The 21,007-nt window shown below is 74.0% G+C and carries 16 protein-coding genes and 1 riboswitch; of the genes, 4 read left to right on the forward strand and 12 right to left on the reverse strand.

Features of this window, described 5'->3' with window-relative positions:
* Window positions 1–24: 24 nt before the first annotated feature.
* From HL663_RS10965 to HL663_RS10985, 5 genes are all read right to left on the reverse strand, one after another.
* The gene (locus tag HL663_RS10965) at window positions 25–408 is read right to left on the reverse strand and encodes a hypothetical protein (RefSeq protein ID WP_173028413.1); all 384 of its coding nucleotides are present in this window, start codon (window positions 406–408) and stop codon (window positions 25–27) included.
* Complete coding sequence (locus HL663_RS10970) at window positions 405–821, reverse strand: hypothetical protein (protein WP_173028414.1); 417 nt, start codon at window positions 819–821, stop codon at window positions 405–407. The genes HL663_RS10965 and HL663_RS10970 overlap by 4 nt, the downstream gene beginning before the upstream one ends.
* Window positions 809–1,168 (reverse strand): cyclic-phosphate processing receiver domain-containing protein, encoded by a 360-nt coding sequence (locus tag HL663_RS10975; RefSeq protein WP_173028415.1) that lies wholly within the window; start codon window positions 1,166–1,168, stop codon window positions 809–811. The genes HL663_RS10970 and HL663_RS10975 overlap by 13 nt, the downstream gene beginning before the upstream one ends.
* Window positions 1,165–1,413: a hypothetical protein gene (locus tag HL663_RS10980; RefSeq protein WP_173028416.1), complete on the reverse strand. Its 249-nt coding sequence runs from the start codon at window positions 1,411–1,413 to the stop codon at window positions 1,165–1,167. The genes HL663_RS10975 and HL663_RS10980 overlap by 4 nt, the downstream gene beginning before the upstream one ends.
* A 44-nt stretch (window positions 1,414–1,457) precedes the next feature.
* A riboswitch (SAM riboswitch) is annotated at window positions 1,458–1,558 on the reverse strand.
* Window positions 1,559–1,592: 34 nt separating this feature from the next.
* The gene (locus HL663_RS10985) at window positions 1,593–2,540 is read right to left on the reverse strand and encodes a peptidase (RefSeq protein WP_173028417.1); all 948 of its coding nucleotides are present in this window, start codon (window positions 2,538–2,540) and stop codon (window positions 1,593–1,595) included.
* Window positions 2,541–2,747: 207 nt separating this feature from the next.
* Between HL663_RS10985 and HL663_RS10990 the strand changes: the two genes are divergently transcribed.
* From HL663_RS10990 to HL663_RS11000, 3 genes are all read left to right on the forward strand, one after another.
* Window positions 2,748–3,515: a hypothetical protein gene (locus HL663_RS10990; RefSeq protein ID WP_173028418.1), complete on the forward strand. Its 768-nt coding sequence runs from the start codon at window positions 2,748–2,750 to the stop codon at window positions 3,513–3,515.
* Window positions 3,512–3,988 carry a hypothetical protein gene (locus HL663_RS19145; RefSeq protein WP_216842550.1) on the forward strand — a complete coding sequence of 159 codons (477 nt, stop codon included), beginning with the start codon at window positions 3,512–3,514 and terminating at the stop codon, window positions 3,986–3,988. The genes HL663_RS10990 and HL663_RS19145 overlap by 4 nt, the downstream gene beginning before the upstream one ends.
* A 154-nt stretch (window positions 3,989–4,142) precedes the next feature.
* Entirely contained in the window at window positions 4,143–6,056 is a 1,914-nt protein-coding gene (locus HL663_RS11000) for a pectate lyase-like domain-containing protein (RefSeq protein WP_173028419.1), read from the forward strand.
* A gap of 55 nt (window positions 6,057–6,111) precedes the next feature.
* On the opposite strand, the gene HL663_RS11005 is transcribed toward HL663_RS11000, so the two are convergent.
* From HL663_RS11005 to HL663_RS11015, 3 genes are all read right to left on the reverse strand, one after another.
* Complete coding sequence (locus HL663_RS11005) at window positions 6,112–7,155, reverse strand: LacI family DNA-binding transcriptional regulator (protein ID WP_173030129.1); 1,044 nt, start codon at window positions 7,153–7,155, stop codon at window positions 6,112–6,114.
* A 49-nt stretch (window positions 7,156–7,204) separates the two neighbouring features.
* Window positions 7,205–8,128: a hypothetical protein gene (locus tag HL663_RS11010; protein WP_173028420.1), complete on the reverse strand. Its 924-nt coding sequence runs from the start codon at window positions 8,126–8,128 to the stop codon at window positions 7,205–7,207.
* Window positions 8,129–8,212: 84 nt separating this feature from the next.
* Window positions 8,213–9,358 (reverse strand): DUF3500 domain-containing protein, encoded by a 1,146-nt coding sequence (locus HL663_RS11015; protein ID WP_173028421.1) that lies wholly within the window; start codon window positions 9,356–9,358, stop codon window positions 8,213–8,215.
* A gap of 117 nt (window positions 9,359–9,475) precedes the next feature.
* On the opposite strand from HL663_RS11015, the gene HL663_RS11020 reads away from it, so the two are divergent.
* Window positions 9,476–9,796, forward strand: a complete 321-nt coding sequence (locus tag HL663_RS11020; protein WP_173028422.1) for a putative quinol monooxygenase — start codon at window positions 9,476–9,478, stop codon at window positions 9,794–9,796.
* A 71-nt stretch (window positions 9,797–9,867) separates the two neighbouring features.
* Here HL663_RS11020 and HL663_RS11025 read toward each other — a convergent pair whose 3' ends face one another.
* From HL663_RS11025 to HL663_RS11040, 4 genes are all read right to left on the reverse strand, one after another.
* Entirely contained in the window at window positions 9,868–11,214 is a 1,347-nt protein-coding gene (locus tag HL663_RS11025) for an HNH endonuclease (RefSeq protein WP_173028423.1), read from the reverse strand.
* A 166-nt stretch (window positions 11,215–11,380) separates the two neighbouring features.
* Window positions 11,381–11,968 (reverse strand): hypothetical protein, encoded by a 588-nt coding sequence (locus HL663_RS11030; RefSeq protein WP_173028424.1) that lies wholly within the window; start codon window positions 11,966–11,968, stop codon window positions 11,381–11,383.
* Between the two features lie 178 nt (window positions 11,969–12,146).
* Window positions 12,147–17,090 carry a hypothetical protein gene (locus tag HL663_RS11035; protein ID WP_173028425.1) on the reverse strand — a complete coding sequence of 1,648 codons (4,944 nt, stop codon included), beginning with the start codon at window positions 17,088–17,090 and terminating at the stop codon, window positions 12,147–12,149.
* Window positions 17,087–21,001 (reverse strand): hypothetical protein, encoded by a 3,915-nt coding sequence (locus HL663_RS11040; RefSeq protein WP_173028426.1) that lies wholly within the window; start codon window positions 20,999–21,001, stop codon window positions 17,087–17,089. Before HL663_RS11040 ends, HL663_RS11035 begins: the two co-directional genes overlap by 4 nt.
* Window positions 21,002–21,007: the final 6 nt, after the last annotated feature.

Genomic DNA, 21,007 nt, shown 5'->3' on the forward strand with positions numbered 1-21,007 from the left:
TCGAGCGAGCGCCCCCGACCCCGATCACTCGTCGTCACCATCGGCGGCCCACAGCTCCCACGCTTCGCCGGGATCGCCGTCGGCCTGCTCGAGGTACACCGCTGCCAGGTCTCCCAGGTCGTGCAGAGCGGCTGCGCCGATGAACGCTGCCGCGTCGTCGAGGTCACCCGTCACCACGTCGGGCTCGAGGCCGAGCTCCACGGCGTCGCGGATCATCTCCTCGTTCGTCGCGCCTCTTCGGTGCCATGCCTCGGCCAGGCGGACGTCATCTCGGTGGGTCACGAGCATCTCCTCGTCGTGCCGGGTGTGGGCGGGCTGCGGTCCGGGCGGATGGTGCTCGAAGAGGCTCGATGCGGTGTGCACCATCGAGACCGTGGGCAGGTGCTGGCCCCTGTCGTACCCGTTCACCACTGCCACCCCCTGCGGTCCATCTCGGCCTTGACGTGCGACAGTGACTCGCGGAGCCACTCGGCCGGCCCCACCCGCTTCTCGGTGTGGAGGTCCCACGACAGCTGTCCGTGAAGGTCGCGGAGGTCCTGGTCCGACAGCCGCCCGACCGCTGTGCCCACGTTCTCGCCGGCCAAGGAGACCGCTCCATCGGGACGTCCACGATGCGGGTCGGAAGGACCGCTCCACGCCTCGACAGCCATCGCCAGCTCATGCGCACGGAGCACCGCAGCGCCCGCGTACGGACGCGCCATGGTCGGGTCGTCCTGCTCGACCTCACGGCGGAGCCATCCGACCGTTCGCTCTAGGTCGTCCACGAGGGTGAGCAGACCCTCGCGCGAGGGGAACTCGTCCTGGGAGGTCAGGCCATCCACCGGTGCCTCCACATGCCGGCGACGAACGAGCGCCGCGACGGGTAGCCCGCGGCCACCAGCTCGGCGTTGACACGGTGCCCGGCGCGGACGTTCGCGCTGTGCACGTAGATCCGGCCGACGGGCAGGGGCGCGCCGGCTGAAGCCCGCGCCACGAGATGGTCGACGAGCGGCTGGACGGTGTCGTCACCGACAAGGTCGTGGTCGAGCCAGAGCTCGTCGACGAACCGGCCGTCAAGGGTCCGGAGCAGGGCCAGGGCCTCGGTCGAGGTCTGCGCGACGAGCGCCTCGCGGCCGTCGCGGAAGACGCGCACGTCGTCGACGAGGACGCGCAGCACAGAGGCGCTCATCGCGCGCGCCCGGTCTCGGGGATCCAGGAGTCCTGGTCGAGCCCTCGGCGGACCAGCGAACGCCGCGCCTCCGACAGCTCCTTCGAGATCCACCAGCGGCCGTAGGCATCGGGGTGGCGAGCCATCCGGTGGTCGAGGTGTCGCAGGTGCTCGATGAGCTCCGGGACGGGCAGGGCGTCGAACGCTTCGGTCGTCCAGCCGGTCGGCAGGTCGGCGGCGCGGTAGGGGTTGTCGGATTCGGGCACGGTGGCTCCTCGGGGTCACACGGACCCCTCGGCCAGACCGTGGAGATCCGCTGTTGTCATCGGATGACCAGCTCTTCACCTGGGGCACCCCCGCGGAAGGGGTTGCCGGACAGCAAGCCAGGGCTCGTCGCTGCCTCTCGTGAGCTGTGACCAGCATAGCGACGAGGTACGACACCCACTCAGAGGCCAGGCACGCACTCGCCGTTGCCGAGCACCGAGAGCGCGTAGCGGTCCCCGACACCGAAGCTCGTCTGTCCGGAGCTCTCGGCGTTCATCAGCTCTCGGGAGCTCGGGACGTGAGCCGCACCGAGGACATGAGCGAGCTCGTGCATCACGACGGCCTGGACGCCGCGTGCACCCCCGGCGGTCGACAGGTCCGGGGCGAGAGCGTCGGTGTCGAGCCACACATTGCCGCTGACGTAGGTGAGGCGACCATGCGTGTCCCGCACCGGTAGCCCCCCGCCGAGACCCGCCGTGTTGCCCTCGAGCTCCGGCTCCTCACGAGCATCGCTCCACGCGATGAGGACCGGCGCCCAGCGCTCGCCGTAGCGCTGCGGCTGGTAGAGCGCCCGGTCCTTGGAGGGCGCCTCGTCGGTGGACCCGTCGTCGACGAAGCGCAGTCCCGTGGCCCGGGACACCTCGGAGACGGCGGCGTCGATGACCTCGCGTCCCCCTGGGCCCACCCCGGCCCGGTCGCGCACGACGTAGTGGATGGGGCGGCAGGGGTCGAAGGTGACGGGTGCAGCACTGTCGTCCTGCGTCGCGAGGAAGGCGAAGCGGTCGGAGCGCGGGATGTCGGTCAGGGCGACGGCCGGAAGCTGCCGGCTGCTGGAGCCAGAGCTGGGTGGGTGCGGCTCACCGGCCGCGACTCGCGCCGACGACAGGCTGCTGCTCCACTCGCCGGCGTGCGGAGCGGCGAACCATCCGCCGGCCAGGACGACCACGGCGAGGAGCGCGCTGCCGCGCTTGTGGCGCCGCCACCACGGGTCCGTGCCGAGCGCTCGCGACGGACCGGGCTGCCAGGCGCGCGGGTCGTGACGTGACGACCGCCCGTCCGGCCAGAGCACCTGCTCGGGGTCAGGGTTGCGCAGGTCGAGGCGGTCCAGCTCCTCGAGCCTGCGCAACATCTCGCGCTGTCGACGACCTGGTCCACCTGAGAGCGCGTCCATCCGCGCGCGAAGTCCCCCGTTCGGCATCCGGACAACCTAGGAGCGCGTGGATGGGCGCTCGCCTCGGTCGGAGCGAGACCGGCCGAACGGCTGAATCTGTCCTGCGCCCTGGACCCTGTCGGACCTGCCCTCTAGCGTTCCGTCGCGACGTCACAGTGATGGGGGATGACGGTGGGAACCTTTCCGTTCGGCGCGCCGGTGCGCGACCTGGCCATGGGCACGCCTCTGCGAGAGGTGTCGACGATCGTCGTCGGCGCCTATCCGTCGGCTGTCCACGTCGAGTGGACCCCGCCCCAGGGCATGGGCCGGCGGGTGGCTGCGCTGCCCGTCGACAACGAGCCGTATCCCTTCTGGGACGGCTCGGGCATGGACCACTTCGTCGAGCGCTGGCGGGGCGAGTGGTTCCGACCCGAGTGGGGGACGGTGCGGCCGTCGCGCCTCAACGGGTCGTCGGGGCGAGTGCTCCACGCTCGATGGCTCGCGCGGCTGCGTGTCGAGCCGGACGACTACTTCGTCACCGACTGTCTGCCGACCTCGATGAAGAGCACCGGCGTTGCCACGGCCGTCGAGAAGGTCTCCGCGCCGCTGGCTGGGAGGCACAGGCTGCCACCGGTCGTCATGCAGGAACATCCCTCGGAGAACGCGATCGTCACCGCTGCAGTCGACCACCACGAGCGACTCCGCCGGCAGGTCGAGGCATCCGGCGCATCGATCGTCGTGACCCTGGGCAACGCCGCCGCCCGCGTGGTGGCCGCCTTGAGTGGGCAGCCCGACGGGGCGCTCGACGACGCCACCTACGAGAAGCCCCGGTCGGCCATAATCGGTGCCCGCACCTTGACGTGGCACGCCCTGGTCCACCCGGCAGTCCGTGCGCCGTGGGTCGAGCGCCACGACCAGTGGGTTGTCGGGCAGCGGCAGGGGGCCACGGCATGAGCCAGAACGCTCCCGCGGGGTGGTACCCGCAGCCCGACGGCAGCCAGCGGTGGTGGACCGGCTCCACGTGGGGAGAGGTCTCGGCACCCGGTGCTGGTCCGGTCGTCCACGGCGAGATCGTGCCGCTGGGGTCCGCTCCGCAGGCACCCGCTGTTCCGTCCACCTACCCCGTGCCGACGGGCCGGCCGGCTCCCCTCGTGGCCGGCCCCTACGGCTACGCCCCGGCCATGCGGGTCGCGCCCAAGAGCGCGGGCCTTGCTCTCCTCGCGTCCTTCTTCCTCCCCGGGCTCGGTCAGTTCGTCAACGGACAGGCGGCGAAGGGGTTCGCGTTCCTCCTCACCTCCTTCGTGGGCTTTCTGCTGCTGTTCGTCTTCGTCGGGTTCGTCGTGCTCCCGGTGGTGTGGATCTGGTCGATGGTGGACGCGTACTCCAGCGCGCAGGCCTGGAACGCGCGGCACGGCATCCTCAGCTGACCGGCAGCGTCTGCCGCCGGGCCTGATCGAGCATCTGTCGAGGGTTCGACGCCGGTCCACGCCCGGGTTGTCGGGGGAGCGGGGGTGTGGTTGGGTACGCGTCAGAGAGCGCTCTCTCACCGATGAGCGAGCCCCGGCGCGAACGGACTGCGACATGACCTCACCCCCGCCCGCGAGGACCACCCGAGCCACCCGCCGAGCCGTCGCCGGCGTCGTGACCGGCCTCCTCGCCCTCACCGGCACGGCCGCCCAGCTGGTGCCCGCCGCCGCGGCGCCGGCCAAGCCGAAGCCGCCGGCCCCGAGCCTCGACCTCGGCAGCAAGGTGCTCGTCCTCGACCCGAGCATGGCGACGGCCGACATCAAGGCTGCCGTCGACAGGATCAGCAACGCCCAGACCGACGACGAGATGGGCACCGGCCGCTGGAGCATCCTCTTCAAGCCCGGCACCTACGGCACCGCCACCGAGCCGCTGCAGCTCAAGGTCGGCTACAACACCGAGGTCGCCGGCCTCGGCGCGAGCCCGGACGACGTGCACGTCGTCGGCAAGATCGAGGTCTACAACCGCTGCCTCGACGACGGCGGCACGAGCAACTGCATCGCGCTCAACAACTTCTGGCGCACCCTGAGCAACCTGACGATCGACGTCAACGGCACCGGCCAGGACGGCTGCCGTCAGTCGGCCAACTTCTGGGCCGTCAGCCAGGCCGTCTCGATGCGCCGCGTCGCCGTCAAGGGCGGAAACCTCAGCCTGATGGACTACTGCACCGCCGGCCCGCAGTTCGCCAGCGGCGGGTTCATCGCCGACACCTCCGCCGACGCCGTCATCAACGGCTCGCAGCAGCAGTGGCTGACCCGCAACAGCACGGTCGGCAGCTGGAGCAACGGCGTCTGGAACCAGGTCTTCGCCGGCGTCGAGGGAGCCCCCGACGACAGCGCCTTCCCGAACCCGCCGTACACGACGCTCGAGAAGACGCCGGTCAGCCGCGAGAAGCCGTACCTCTTCATGGACGGCACCCGCTGGGCCGTGCGCGTCCCGTCGGCGCAGACCGACACCCGCGGCCGCAGCTGGGCCAACGGCATCACCCCTGGAAAGACGCTGCCGCTCAGCGCCTTCCACGTCGCGAAGCCCGGCGAGTCGGTCAAGGACATCAACAAGGCGCTCGCCAAGGGCCAGCACCTCCTGCTGACCCCCGGCATCTACGACGTCGACCGCAGCATCGAGGTCAAGCGCCCCGGCACGGTCGTCCTCGGGATGGGCCACGCAACCCTCACCGCGCAGAAGGGCGCCACGCCCCTCGAGGTCGCCGACGGCGCCGGCACCGTCATCGCCGGTGTCACCATCGACGCGGGGAGCAAGCTGTCGCGCAACCTGCTCCACGTCGACGACCACGACAAGGGCAAGGGTGGCGACCGCTCCGGCCGCGGCTCGAGCGCCAAGGACCCGCTGACCCTCAGCGACGTCTACTTCCGCGTCGGCGGCCCGCACATCGGCAAGGTCAAGGTCGCGCTCCAGATCGACGCCGACCACGTCCTCGTCGACCACACCTGGGTCTGGCGCGCCGACCACGGCAACGAGGACTTCACCGGCGGCTTCCTCGGCGACGACGAGCGCTGGGCCGTCAACACCGGCACCAACGGCCTCATCGTCAACGGCGACGACGTCACCGCCACGGGCCTGTTCGTCGAGCACTTCCAGCAGCACAACACGATCTGGAACGGCGAGCGCGGACGGACCGTCCTCTACCAGAACGAGCTCCCGTACGACCCGCCCACGCAGGCCGACTGGACCCAGCCCGACGGCACCCTGGGCTACGCCGGGTACGTCGTCTCCCCGAAGGTCCGCACCCACGAGCTCTGGGGCGGTGGGTCGTACGTCTACAACCGCAACAACCCGTCGATCGTCACCGAGCACGGCTTCCAGGTGCCGACCACCCCGGGTGTGCGGCTGCACCACCTGCTGACCGTCAACCTCGGCGCCGGCACGACCCGCCACGTCGTCAACGACCAGGGCAGCCAGGTGGACAACTCGAACACCGGCACCCCGGCGTACGTCAGCGAGTACCCGTGAGCCGCACCGACTGACCCCGGACGGGTCCGCGACAGCGCCTGAGCACGGTTCCCGCTCAGGCGCTGTCGCGCACCACGAGCTCGACGCCCAGCACGACGGCGCCCGATGCCTCCGCCGTCGCGAGCTCCGGCAGCGGGTCGGGCACCGGCCGGCCGAGGCGCTGGAGCAGCAGCTGGGCCATCAGCCGGCCCTGGGTCTCGGTGCGCTGGCGCACGGTCGTCAGCGGGGGAGCGGCCACCGCCGCGACGTCGGCGTCGTCGAAGCCGATGACCGCGACGTCATCAGGGACCGAGCGCCCGGCCTCCCGCAGCGCCGTCAGCGCGCCGAGGGCCATGAGGTCGTTGGCGACGAAGAGGCCGTCGACGTCCGGGCGGCGCTGCAGGAGAGCGGATGTCGCCAGCGCTCCGCCGGTCGTCGTGAAGTCGCCGACCTCGACCAGCTCCGGGTCGAACGCCGGCCCGAGCGCTTCACGGAACCCCGCGATCCGGTCCGTCCCGGCCGTCATGTCCTGCGGCCCGGCCACGGTCGCGATGTGCTTCCGCCCGCTCGCCAGCAGGTGGCGCGCCGCCAGCCGGCCGCCCTCGACGTTGTCGTGGTCGACGTGGCCGACCCCGGGGTGCTCGGCCACCGGTCGGCCCCCGGCGACGACGGCGATGCCGCAGCCCTCGACGAGCCCGACGACGTCGTGGTCGCCGTGCTCGGAGATGACGAGCGCGCCGTCGACGTGACCGCCGCGCAGGAAGCCGGCCAGCCGGTCGAGGTCCTCCTCGGTCTGCACCATCGAGAGCACCATGTGCAGCCCGGAGCGCGCCAGCTCCTGGCTCGCCCCGCGCGCTACGGCGGCGAAGAACGGGTCGCCGAAGACGCGGCTCGTCGCCTCGGCCGCCACGAGCGTGACGGCGTCGGCGCGGCGCGTCATCAGCGCTCGCGCAGCGGGGTTGGGGACGTAGCCGAGCTCGTCGACGGCGGCACGGACGCGCTCGGCCATCGCCTCCTCGACCGTCGGGGAGCCGTTGACCACCCGGGAGACCGTGGCCCGCGAGACACCGGCGCGCGCGGCGACCTGCTCGAGGGTCGGCCGCTGACGGGCGGGCATCATCCGGTGCACGCCCACACGGTAGCCACCCCGGCTCCGAGGCCGCGGACGCTCACCGCAGGCAGGGCCCGCTGCCGAGCCTGGCGAAGGCGTACCGGTCACCGTCCTGCAGAGTGCCCGGGCCGTTCTGCGCGCTCATCAGCTGGTCGCCGGCGACGGGATGGTCCGCGCCGAGCACGTGCCCGAGCTCGTGGACGATCACGCCGTGGGCGTCCGCGCGGCGCAGCGGGCTGCCGAGCCAGGGACCGAGCGTGGGGGTGTCGAGCTCGATGGTGCCGGTGACCCAGCTGCGGCGGCCGGTGGGGCGGTCGGACTCCCGGGGGCCGCCCAGCCCGACGATGCTTCCGTCGAGGCGCGGCGTCTCCTTCGGGTCGCTCCAGGCGATGAGGACCGGCGCCCACTGCCGCTCGTACTGGGGCATCCGCAGGCTGCGCGACCGCGAGGGCTTCTCGTCCGTGTAGCCGTCGAAGACGAAGGCCAACCCCGTCGCGTCCGACACCTCGGCGACGGCGTCGGCGATGGCGTCGCGGCCGGTGTCTCCGAGGTCGTAGGGGTCGTGGACGACGTAGTGGATGGGGCGGCACGGGTCGAAGGTGACCGGCACGTCCGTGTCGACCTCGTCGATGTACGCGTACTCGTCGGGGTCCGGCGTGTCCGGCAGCGGGGCGGCGGCGCGCATCCGGCCGCCCTCCGGCACCGGCCCGGCCGAGGCGCCGACGCGGAAGGTCGGGTCGCCGTTGACCAGGTAGTCGGTCAGCGTCACGATGTGCGGCCAGCCGAGCCTGAGGCCGAGCAGGGCGACGAGCAGGACCCCGACCAGGAGCGGGGTGCGGGGGCCGCGCGGACGGTGGGCACGCGGAGGGCGTTGCAGCGCAGGCACGCTCGGGCCGGCCGGGCCGTACTCGTCGAGGAGCTCGGCCACGGCCGGGACGTCGCGCGCGAGGCGCGCCAGCTCGTCGTCACCCCCGGTCGGCACCCGGACAGGCTAGTAGCGCGGCCCGGCGGGGGCGGGGCATCCGGGGGAGGGCTGGCCGAACGGCCGAGCGCCGGGGTGCGTGCCTCAGTGGTGGCGCGCGTGGTGGGCGGCGAGCAGGTCGGCCCCGAAGTCGCGGGATGGGTCGCGCCACACCGAGTGCGCGTGGTTGGCGCCGCGCTGCGTGTTGTCCCACTCGATGAGCAGGCCGGGGCCCTGGAGGCGGTAGTAGTGCGGCGCGCCGGGCTCGGTCGGGCCCGCCCACGCGACGTGGACGTCGTCGAGCGCCGGCCCGTCGTACGCGCGCGCCGGCGAGACGCCCTCCGGGACGCGGTCGAAGTACGTCCCGAGCAGGGCCCACAGCACCTCGCGCTGGCCGTCATCGAGGTCGCGCCCGGCGACGCCCTGCGGATCCTCGGTCAGCTCGACGGCGGCGTGGCCGGCCTCGGAGAAGTCGGCGGCGTCGTCGATGGCGTCGCTGAGCGCCTGCAGCTTCGCCTGCTGCTCGTCGTCGGGGAAGCGCTCGTCGCGCCAGATGCCGGCCAGCGGGATGACGCGGTCGCCCGGCGAGACCGTCGTGCGGTTGGCGGTGACGAAGTCGGACGGTGCCTTGTCGAGCAGCACCGCGCGGGCGGCCAGCTCGGGGGAGAGGGAGCGCACGAGATCGCGCCCGAGGTCCTCGACGCGGCCGAGCGGCCGGTTGAGCGCCCCGCCGAGCAGCGGCGAGGTCGCGGGGTCGGCGCCGAGGAAGCAGGGCGTGGTCGCGACGAGCTCGCCGTCGACGACGAGGTTGTTGAGCGAGACGTGGTGGCCGCCGTAGCGCCATCCCCACGTGCCGGTGGCGGGGTCGCCGAAGACCCGCAGGTAGTACAGGCCCGGGTCGCGGCCGCGCTCGCGGTCGAAGATCGTCACGAAGCCCTCGACCCGGTCGAGGACGTTCTCGAGGCCCATGACGGTCGCCACCGTCACGTAGCCGGCCATCGACAGGCCCGAGGCGACGAGGCGCATCGCGGCGCGTTGCTGCGTGGGCCGCTGCTCGTGCACGGTCAGGCCGCCGTGGTCGGTCGGCGTGTAGAACCAGCGGCGGCGCTCGGCGTCGTCGGGCCCGTCGCCCGGCCCGGCGCCGACGGCCACCGACCGCTGCTCGGGGGTGAGCGTGTCGAGCCACGCCTGCGCTGCCTCGGCCATGAGGGCGGCGAGCTCGCGCCGCCCGGGGACCGCCTCGTCCGCCATGCCGGAACCCTAACCGTCCGCACAGGCGTCGCGGCGGCTGCGGAGGGTTAGGTTCGTCGGCACCGGATGCGGGTCGACACCGGCGTCGTCCCGACGGTCCCGAGCCAGGAGGCCTGCATGCCCACGCCCACCGACGACAACCGCGACCTGCTCACCGTCATCGCCTACATGAAGGCGGCTCCCGGCAAGGAGGACGAGCTACGCGCCGCCCTCCAGGAGCTCATCGAGCCGACGTCGCAGGAGGACGGGTACGTCAACTACGACCTCCACGAGTCGGTCGAGGACCCGGGCCGCTTCTTCTTCTACGAGAACTGGCACTCGGGCGAGCACCTCGACGCGCACCTCGGGGCGCCGCATCTCACGGCGTTCATCGCACGGATCCCGGAGCTCATCGACGAGAACGGGCTGACGGTCAACCGGGTGCGCCGCATCGGCTGACCTCGCGTGTCGATGGCGGGCCGGGTGGGCGTCGTCCACCCGGCCCGGCTCGTGTGGGCGGCGGGCCGCTGTCAGGCGGCGTCGAGGAGTGCGGCGAGGTGCCGCTCGAGAGCGGAGTCGTCATCCGGCGGCGGGTCGCTGCCCCAGCCGAGAAGTGGCGGTGCGAGGGAGCGGTAGGCGTGGCCGGTGGGCGTGCGCACCTCGACCTCGTGGGGTGACCCGCGGACGACGACCACCTGCCAGCCGGGTGCCTCCTTGACGAGGTTGCAGCGGGCGCAGAGTCCGGAGCCGTTGACGATGCTCGTCGGGCCACCGTCGCGGGCGGGGTGGACGTGGTCGGCGTGGACGACGGGGGAGTCGCACCACGGGGTGGTGCACACGTCGTCGCGCAGCACGAGCATCCGCCGCAGGAGGCCGGTGAACAGACGGCGGCGAGCATCCATCGCCACGAGGTCGCGGCCGTCGGGGCCGGTGTACAGGCGCCGCAGCCACACGGATGCGTCGCCGGCGTCGCGGATCCAGGCACGCGCGACCGGAGCCGGGACGGACCCGTGCCCGGGGACGCGAGCCGGGGCGTCGACCGAGGCGTCGGTGTCGCCCGTGCCGAGAAGTGAGCGGTCGGTCATCACGAGGTGGACCTCGACCGGCTGCACCTGGCCGACGGCGAGGCCGGCGAGCAGCCGCGTGGCGGTGTCGGCCATCACCGCACCGAGGCCGCGCCCGTCGGGGGCCTTGTCGTCGCAGCCGCCGCCGACGACGAGCTGCGCCCGCGCGCGCACCGCCGCGTAGGCGCCGACGGCCTCGCGCAGCGGGGCCAGCACGGTCAGCCAGGCCATCCCGTCGGGCGCGGGGCGCACCGAGACCCGGCGGGACGCGGCCGCGGCCTCCATCCGGCGGACGACGGAGGCGGCATCGAGCTCGGCGGCCACGCGACGGGCGGCCCGGCCGGCGGCTCGCGGCCCGAGCCGGGGGAGGACACCGGCGAGGCGACGGTCGACCTCGGCGCGGTCCTCGCGGGTCAGGGTCGCCGTCTCGCGGACGACCTCGACCGCGTGGCGCTCGCCGATCACGCCCTCGGTCAGCGCCGCCATGGTGGACGGCATCTCGTGGACGAGGGCGCGGGACATCCCGACGAACCGGTCTCCCAGGGTGGGGGACTCGCGGCGGGCGAGGGCCACCTGCGAGCCGACGGACCGTGCGACGTCCTGCGGCGCGAGCCCTTCGCGGGAGAGACGGAGGGCGTCGGTGACGCGCGCCTGCGCCGCGGCGACGGCGCCCTTGAGCCGTTCGAGCTCGGCCAGCAGGTCGATGCGCTCGTGGTCGTCCAACGCGTCGGCGGGGACGTCCGCGAGGGAGGCCCGGAAGGAGGCGACCGACGGCGCGGCCGACCGGCTCGCGACTCCTTCAGTGACCCCCATGGCGCTCTCCCTCCTGCTGCTCACCATCGTAGGGATGCCCACCGACAGCCCACTCGAGGAACGAGAGCGGCTGCGGCGCAGAGAGGTCCGAGCACGACAGGGCGAGGCCCGGTCGGTAGTCCGACCGGGGCCTCGCTGGTGAGACCGCGTGGCAGGGGGTGCGGTCTCAGGCCGGGGAGTGGATCTTCTCGATGGCGGGAGCCTCGACCAGGTTGACCCGGTGGGCGTGGCGGAGGCCGAGGGCGCCGAGGACGAACATCACCAGGGAGCCGGCGAAGGCGGCGATGGCGGCCCACATCGCGATCGCACCGATGGTGGCGAAGGCGTAGGCGTTGAGGAGCATCCCGCGCAGGGTCGTGCCCATGAAGAGCGTCTGGCGCAGCTGGCCGAGGTCCTGGGTGGCCTGCGCGGTCGGGGCGGTCTTGAGGGCGGCCATGTACTCACCGGAGACCTGCGAGTACGTCTTGCCCTGCGAGGCCTCGTCCATGTGGGCCTGGATGTAGTAGTCGGCGTACGCCTTGGCCTGGGCGCCGGTGGTCAGCTCCTGGCCGGCGTACTGCGTGAGCTCGGCCTTCATCTGCGGCGTCGTGAGGGCGGCGGCCACGGGCATCGTGATCTGCTGGGCGGCCAGCTGGTCGTGGACGGTGCTGGTGGCGAAGGTCGAGGCCCACGTGAGGAGGCCTGCGGCCACGAGGAGGACCGTGGCGATGATGATGCCGGTCCAGGAGATGAGCTGGTCGAATGCCTTGCGCATGTCGTTCGCGTCCCTTCGGGAGGGCCCGGGGTCAGGGCCCGTGGTCTGTGCTGGGTGGCCTTGCAGAACTGAAACTACTACTACGCGTAGTAGTTGAAAAGGTGCAACCCTGTCGCCTCGGTCACATCACCGGGCGGGGAGTTCTGCTGCCGCACAGACGGGCCCGAGCGGGGCGGGGTCAGAGGTGGATGTCGTCCGCGTAGACGAGCCGCTGCTGCCAGACCGGGGCCTCGCCGAACTCGGGCACCTGCTCTCGCGGCGGGGGGTCACCGGGGAAGCGCTCCCACTCCTCGATGCGCACCCGCCACGTCGAGCCGCCGGGCGCGCCGGACGCGGTGACGCCACCGACCGGGGTGCGCACGTCCATCGCCGTGTCCGACTCCAGCTCGCCGACCCACACGAGGTCCTCGAGGCGGCTCGCGTACCCCCGCGGCACGAGCTCGACCGTGTCGACGCTCGCCCACGCCAGGTCGCCACCGAGCGCGGGGTCGTGACGCTGCAGGCGGGCGACGAGGGTCCGGTTGCGCGACACCGAGACCGCGTACTGCCGCGAAGCCGACTCGCGATGCCCGGCGAGCCCGCTGACGACCACCCGCGCGTGCGTCGCGTCGGTCCGCGCCACGGACGCCGTCCGCTCCGGCGCCAGCTGCACCTGGTCCAGCCGCACGGGCGTCGAAAGGTGGGCCCCCGCGACGGAGTCCGGCTGGTAGCGCGCCACGGCCAGGCGGACGAACGGCCAGAAGGTCGCCCGCGCGTCGAACGCGACGTCGACGTACCACTGCTGCCGCTCGGCGCTGTACTGCGGGCGGTACCCGGCGACGACGACCGGCACGGTCGCCGGCGGGTTCGCGAGCCCTCCGCCCTGGAGGGGGAGGGGCAGCGTGACGGGTGGGTGCACCGGGCGCCCGGGGTCGACCCGGTCGTCCCACCCGGCGCTGGACAGGGCGTCGTCGAGCTCGGTGAGCGTCACCGGCCGGCGCGGCACGCCGGGCGCCGACCAGATGGGGTCCGACCCCCACTGGCTGACGAACGGGAACCCGCCCGCGGGGTCGGCCTCGGGGTTCGACAGGTCCGGCAGCGGGTAGGGCGCCTTCTCGTCGTCACCGACGGCCAGGAGCACCGCGAGCAGCTCGCCGTCACCGCTGGAGTTCCACGGCCGTTCGAGGTAGATCCGGACACCGGGACGCCGGACCCGTCGCCGCCCGAACGGCTGCTCGGGCTCCTCGGTCTCCTCCCACCGGAAGAGCGGCAGGACGGAGTGCACGGTCGGTGGGTCCGGCCGCTCGGTCGACGGCAGGGACACGACGAGCTCCTGGCTGATCACGCTCTGCCCGTCGTCGAGCGGGTCGGCGGGGTGGCCGGCCAAGAGGGCCGGGGCGAAGTACTCGCGGAACCGGGTCGAGGCCCGGAAGCGGTAGCGCACGACGTGGTGGCGCGTGTCGGGCATCGGATGGACGGTGTCGCGCAGGACGACTCCCTCGAATCCCGGCAGCGGCACCGTCTGGTCGGCCAGCCACAGCGGCAGGATGCGGTCCTGCGGGCGCACCGCGACCTCGAACCCGGCTGCGGCCGAGGAGCGCTCGACCGGCGCATGCAGCGTGACGTCGTCGACGAGGTCGGTCCACGCGAGGGTGGCGGTGACCTTGTCGGTGCTCGGACCGTGCACCTCGACCCCGCCGACGAGCGAGGTCAGCACCGACCCGCGCGCCCGGAACGGCACGACGACCGTCGGTCGCGGAGCGCTGACGGGCCGCGGCACCGCGTGCACCAGCCGCACCTCCTCGCCGGGCGTCAGCGACCACAGGAGACCGTCGGCCGCCGCCCCTCGCACGTCCGGGTCGCCGGTCAGCACGTCGGCGAGGCTGCGCCACACCCCCATCCAGGGCAGGCGGTCCTCCGGCAAGGTGCTCGCCAGGCGGAAGGTCTGCACGTCGCCGGCGGGCAGCCGGAGGTCAAGGGCCCGCCCGTCGATGGATGCCCCGAGCCGGTCCGCGCCGCCGAGCGTCAGGAGGAAGGGCTCGCGCTCCGGCCACTCGCCGCCGTACGGGGCGGTCACCTGCTCCGCGCCCCACGGGAAGGCGACGTGGCGCCCGCTGCCGGCCTCGGTGAAGGCGAGCGAGACCCCGGACGCCAGCGGGTCGGGCAGGTACGGCAGGTCGAGGGACGCGGTCTCGTGGACGACGTACTGCCCGGGGGCCGGGGCGTCGCCGGGGTGCAGCACGAGCTCCGGCGGGGTGCCGGGGGCCGCGGGCGGCAGCACCTTGAGCGGGCGCTGCGGGTCGTGCGGGTTGTGGTGGTCGCCGCCGACGGGCTCGGGCAGCAGTCGCACCCCGGCCTGCGGCGACGGCGCCCCCGTCGGGTCGCTCGGGTGGGGGACCTCGCGGTCGTACCAGGTCCCGCTCTCGCGCAGCGCCCACGCGAGCATCCGGCGGCGGGCCGCGGGCGTGCCCTCGTCGATCCCGGGGTCGAAGACGCCGTGCAGCTCGGCCTGCACCTGGCTGGTCTTCGGCGGGGCGAGGTGGCGCCGGGCGCTGCCGGCGTACAGCGGGGCCTCGGTGGCGACCGCGGCGGCGTACTCGTCCGGCGGTTGCACGGTGACCTCGAGCGTGCCCGGGTCCTGGGTGACCCCGGAGCGGACGACGACGACCCGTAGCGACTCGCCCTCGGTGAACTGCGCGAGCGGGACGACGACCGGAGGGGGCACGGGGTCCCAGCGCAGGAAGGGGCGGGCGGGGGTGACGAGGGACGCGGCCCTCCGGGCACCGGGCACCGTGAGGCCCGGGCGGTCGAGACCGCCGACGAGGTCGGCGAGGTGACCCGCGAGGAGGTCGCGGTGGAGGGCGAGGTCCGTTGTCACGGTGCTGCGCCCGAAGGTGCCGGCGGCCGCCGCGCGACGGAACGCGGCGCCCACGGCGGCGGTGCGGGACACCAGCCCCTGTGCGGGCGGCGGCGGCTCGGCCAGCACCCGACGGGTCTCGGCCCCCCGCGTCCCGAGGTCGCGCAGCGACGGCACCTCGACCGCGTCGACGGCCTCGGCCGCGGGTCGTCCCAGCGACGTCGCGGCGACGACGGTCCGCAGCATCGAGAGGTCGGCCGCCCCGAGCAGGAGGTCGTTCGCCGAGACGGCGTGCTCGGCCGTCCCGCCCCGGACCACCTCGCCGACGACCGGCGCGTCGGGGTCGGGAGGGAGGAGCGTCTCGACGTGCGCGACCCCTCGGGTTGCGTCGAATGCGGCGCCGCGCGCGAAGACGGCGGCCAGCCCGGACGCGTCGGCGGTCCCCGCCGCCCTGAGCCGGCGCGTGAGAGCGGTGTCGGACAACGGGGCCAGCGCGGTGGCGGCCTCGGCGACCTCCAAGAGCTCCGGCGACCGCGGACCGACGTGGTGGGCCCGGACGTTGCCGCCGAGGTCGACCCCCCACGCCCGGAAGCCGTAGTCGCGCCCGTACCGCAGCCGCGGGAGGGTGCCCGGGGCGTACTCGTGGGTGACGACGAAGGGGTGCGGCTCGCGCCCGGTCGGCGTGGTGGGCGTCGGCTCGGCGGTCTCGGCCACGTGGGTGCCACCACCGGGTGCGTCCTCGAGCACACCCCGCACCTGCTTGCCGGGGCGCGGCACGGACAGGCTCCAACCCTCCCATCCGAACATCGCCTCGTGGACGTGCACGGCGCCGCCCTCGACCCCGCGGGTCTCCGTCGCGCTCGTGCCCTGGACGAAGCCCTCGCCCGGCTCGTCGACGTACACCTCCTCGCCGTCGACCCGGAGCGTCGACCGGCGGGAGTGCAGCGAGTGCCATGCGCGGGAGACGCTGTCCCACACCTCGACCCGCATGCCCCGCGTGACGTCCTGCGTGTGGAGCAGCGGCATCCGGGACGGTGGCCCCGGGGTCTCGAGCGCGGCCTGGTACCCCTCCTGCCGGGTCAGCTGGGTCAGCCCCCGACCGGCCTGTCGGCGCCGGGTCACCGTGAACCCCGTGGCGCGCAGCGCCGGTGACGCGGCGTCCGCCGGCATCTCCTGGAGCTGGGTGAGCGCCAGCCGAGGCATCGTCGTGAGGAAGCGCTCGGCCTTGATGGCGGAGCCGTCGGGGTCGACGTCGACGACGTCGAAGACCTCGGGGTCGCCGAGCGTCAGCGCGCCCTCCGACCAGATGGCCGGGTCGTCCGGGTTGGGCTGCGGCACGAAGGACCCGTCGCGCAGCGCACCGACGGCGAGTCGCGGTGAGCGACAGGCGTCGTCACCACCACGGGTCCGCACGACCGCGGCCAGCCACTGGCTGCGGCGCAGGCGGGAGGGGTCGGACCGCACGGGCAGCAGCAGCCCGAGGCGGCGCAGGAAGAGCGGGTGGTCGCCGGCGGCTCCGACGCGAGCGTGGAACTCGGGCGCGGGCGGCTCGAGCGGCTCCACCCGGTCGGGCGGGTCGGCGAGGACCTGGTGCTCGGCCTGGCTCTCGGGACGCTCGTAGAAGCGCCGCGCGAGGTGCAGGTGCCACAGGACGGTCCCGACGTCGCCGGCCGGGGTCGCCGGCAACGTCCCGGCGGCGGGAGTCGTCCAGGCCCCGTCGGCGCCGCCGTGCAGCTGCCGGTCGAGGTAGGCGGTGAGCCTGGACTCGTCGTACCGCGGGGAGCGGCGGCCCCGGTCGCCGTGGCCGCCCCGTCCGTCCCAGGTGATGGCCTTGGCCTCGTTGACGATTCCGAGCACGTTCTGGAGGAGCGGGTGCTCGGAGGGCGTCACCGGGTTCACGGGGTCCGCGGCGACGGTGGCGAGGTGGACGGCTTTCGCGATGTCGGCGCAGTCCTTCGCGGCGAACGTGCGCCAGTCGCGGTCGCGCCACTCGGGGACGCGGTTGGCGCGCACCGGCGTGTCTTCGCCGAAGGCCCTGCGCCAGAGGGCGGCATCCATCCCGTTGAGGTCGACGGTGGCGGGGATGTCGCCGTCCTGGTCGACGAGGGTGACCTCGACGCCGTCGGCGAGGACCGCGGCCCAGTCGCGGAAGAGGTCGAACTCGCCGAGCACGGCGCCGTCGTCGTCGGGGCGCAGCGTCGGCGCGACGAAGACGGTGACGTGGGCGGGCGCGTCGTCGGCGACGGACACGGGCAGGGCGATGGCGGTGAACCACTCGGCGTTCATGCCGGGACCTCCTCGGTGGCGAAGGCGAGCAGGTAGTCGTCCCAGGCGGGGGCGGTGCCGTCGGCCTCGAGGACGACGTCGCGCAGGCTCGGGTCCCCGTTGGACCCGGCGAGCTGGCGCTCCGCCTCGATGCTGACGCTCGCGGAGAAGCAGAGGACCTCGACCTCGACGGTGATGCGCGCGCGGCCGATCATCTTGCCGGTGGTGAAGCTGTAGACGAGCTCCATCGACAGCTCGATCGAGGCGGAGATGAGACCGAGGACGTCGACCTCGCCGCGCAGGCGGAAGTAGCCGGTGAGGGAGCCCTTCTCGCCCTCGAGCCGGATGTAGATGCCGATGGCGGCCGAGATGGAGCCCGACGCGACACCGAAGTCCACCGCGAGGTACGCGCCCGCCTCCAGCCCGAGCTCGAGCACCTCGAGACCCTTGGGGGAGAGGCGGATGAGGAACCACCCACCGCCGCCGAGGAAGACGACCGAGAGGACGAAGGGGCGCTCACGCGTGCAGAAGTTGAAGCCGAAGCTGATCGTCTCGCCGAGGAACGGGACCCGGACGTCGGCGCCGAGGGACATGTTCGACAGGTTGAACACGCCGACGGCGAGGTTCGGCAGGGTGAGGCTGAACCCGGCGGTGAGCCCCTGGGGGGTGACCTCGACGCTCGGTGGGTCGGAGAAGCCGTCCAGCGGGATGAGGTCCTTGATCGTCTCGACGAAGGACAGGAAGCCGCCGAAGACGATGTCGCCCATGACGACGTCGACCTCGGCCTTGCCGCTCGTCCCCCCGTGGAACCCCAACCGCTCGAAGGGGATCGTGACGAGGGGCTCCGACGCGAAGAGGATGAGCGAGAAGTCGCGCAGCTCGGCGAGGACCTCGACGCTCGGCGCGGCGGAGGCGCGCAGCGTGCCGGCGAGGGCGATGACGAGCGAGTCCGGGGCCAGCCGGACGAGCGGCGCCTCGCCCTTGGGCCACGACTCGAGCGTCGGCGTCCACTCGAAGCGGAAGCTGATCTCCTTGCGCTCGAGGTCGACTCCCTGCAGCACCCCGACGACGTCGGCGAGCAGGTCGGCCGACGCCGCCAGCCGCGTCAGCGCGTCGGCGGTCTGCGTGAGCCGGGAGCGCGGCATCATCGGCAGCGGTGCCCGCGACAGCGCACGGGCCGCGGTCGCGGCGACCGTCAGCCGCTGCTTGAGGCCGCTCGGTGCGTCGAGGGCCGACGCCACGAACCCCGTGTCGAGACCGGCCAGCGCAGCGGGCAGGCCCCCGACGAACACCAGCAGGTCGGCGAAGGCGGTGGCCAGGGCCTCGGCGTCGTCGAGGAGGGCCTGCGCCTCCGCCAGGGCGGCCCCGCCGGACCCCTGCACGCGGTCGCGCACCGCCGCAGCCGAGCCCGCGGCATCCTGCGCCACCGCGACCGCACGCTGGACCTCCGACTCGATGGCGGAGAAGGTGTCGAGCGCCTCGGTCACGAGGGCGGGCGCCTGCGCGAGCGGGCCGGTCGCGGGCAGGAGGTCGACGAGCTCGACGAGGCCGAAGAGCTTGGGGAGCGCGTCGCCGAGGAACGCGGCGGGGTCGAACGTCCCCGCCGCGACCGAGGCGAGGTCCCCGACCGGCCCTCGCACCTGCGAGAGGCCGGCCACCGTGAGGTTGGGCTGGACGAAGCCGCCCGCCCTGTCGGACCCGGTGTCACCCGGCGCGCCACCGAAACCGATGCGCGGCAGCTCCTGCGGCTCGTCCAGCGCCGGGCCGGTCGTGGCGAGGTCGTCCCGGTACTCCGCCGTCGAGTCCAGCCCGGGCAGGAGCGTCGAGGCCCACACCCGCCCCGCGTTGCCGGGCGTGAAGCCGCGGGTCCGGTACTCGGGGAAGTAGGTGATGCGGGTCGCGCCCGTCCCGGCGACCGCCTGCGCGGCGGGGAGCACGACGTCGGCGGTCGACATCCGCGGGGTGCTTCCGCCCTGCCGCGCGGTGCCCAGCAGCCGCAGCGTCCGCGTCTCGACCCGGGAGTCGCCCTCGTGCCCGGCCGGCGCGAAGGCCACGTGCTGGCCGCCGAGGTCGATGATGCGCCGCGCGTCCTGCGCGTACCCCTTCTCGAGCGCGCGCAGGTCGGCAGCCGCCCGCACGTGCTCCGCCACCCAGACCATCGGCACGGGCTGGCTCTGCGGCCGTCCGTCACGGTCGACGCCGTCGACCCGCCACGAGAAGGTCTGGCCGACGACGCGTGGCCAGAACGCCTGTGACGCAGTCAGCCCCGGGATGGTGTCGTCACCCGGCGGGTCGAGCGCCGGGGTGGCACCCGGTGCGATGCGGGTGCTCGTCCAGGGCAGGCCGTGCACGGCGGTGTGGTCGCGGTGGGGGTCGATGACGACGAGGAACTGCCGCTGCACGAGCCCCGCGCGCGGGTCGGCCTGCGGGCGGATGCTGCGCTGGGTGAGCTTGACGCGGACGGTGGGCTGGCCGAGCGGGAAGAGGTAGCCGGGGTAGACGACGCGCACGTACTGGTCACGGCCGGCGGTCGCGACGTGGTCCCAGGCGAGGACCGACGCGATGCCCTGCTCGGAGTACGGCTGCGTGTCCCAGTGGCCGTGCAGGTCGAGCCACGCCCCGAGTGCGGTGAGCCACAGCCGGTCCGCGCCGACCGGCACGGGGTCGATCCGGCGGCGACCGCTCCCCGGCCACACCTCGGCGGTCTGGCGGACGAGCCGGTGCCGGTCCGCCCGGTCGAGCGAGCCGAGGAACGGGTCGGCCGACGCCCCCGCGCTCGTCACCGTGTCCGGGCCCAGCGGCTTGGTGTCGGCGTCGTCGGCGCCGGGGTCGCGCCAGACGGAGACGGGGTGGTCGTCGCGGTCGCGGGCCCAGACCGCACGCACGACGCGCGTCTCGGCGTCGGCGGGCCTGCCGGGTCGCAGCAGGTCGGCCTCGGTCCGCGCGCCCGTGTCGAGCCGGGTGTGCCAGAGCTCGACGTGGCCGGTGGCGTCGCCGGCGGTCACCGGGGTGGCGGCGTGCACCCAGTGGCCCTCGGAGGTCGGGGAGACCTGGAGCCGGAACGGCGCCTCGATCGAGGTCTCGTCGGGATTCGCCCTCCGGCTGTACGTCCCCCGACGGAAGACCCCGAGGCCGCGGGCGGAGGGGTCGAGCAGCTCCCCGACGCGGCCGCCGAGCACCGCGCGGTCGAGCCCACGGACCAGCCGGATGCCGTGGGTCCTCGCGTAGCCGGCGACGAGCCGGTCGTTGGCCGCCAGCGCGGTGCGGCCCCGGACGGTGTTCTCGTCCGGCACGACCGTGCCGGCGCTGCCGCGGCGCATGATCGTGACCCCCTCGGCGCCGAGGACCGCGAACACCCCACCCGGGAGGGGCAGCTCGAGCGCCGGGTCGAGCCGCAGCCTCCCGCTCGGCAGCTGGTAGGGCGCGGGTCGGCGCCCCGGCGCGGCGCCGCGCGGGTGGAGGACGGCATCGAGCCATGGGAGGGCCCCGAGGATGCCGGCGGTCGTGTGCGGGATGCGGCCGCCCTCCGGCAGGCGGAAGACGAGCCGGCTGCCGCGGGCCGGTCGATAGCGCGCGGGGCGCCCGGCCGCGAGGACGACGGTGGTCGCCGGGGGAGCGGGGGGAGTTCGGTCGGGGTGCATCGGGTCCGGCTGCGGCGCCGCGCTCGCCTCGTACGACGCCTCCTCGTGCGCGTGCTGAAAGGGCAGGTCGACGACGAGCGTGGCGTCGGGGCCCGCGACGACGACCGCGTGCGCGCCCTCGGCCCCGGGGTCGGCCGGCGGCTCGAGGGTCGCTCCGCGCACGGTGACGGTCAGCGCGACGAGGTCCTGCGGGCGCACGAGGTCGACGACGAGGTCGTCCTCGCGCGGCCGGTGGTCGTAGGGGTGCAGCTTGCCGGCGTCGGGGAGGCCGGGGACGGTGCGGTGGCTCATCGGGCG

Origin of the sequence: Arthrobacter sp. NEB 688 (genome assembly GCF_013201035.1) — a bacterium.
GTDB lineage: Bacteria > Actinomycetota > Actinomycetes > Actinomycetales > Dermatophilaceae > Phycicoccus.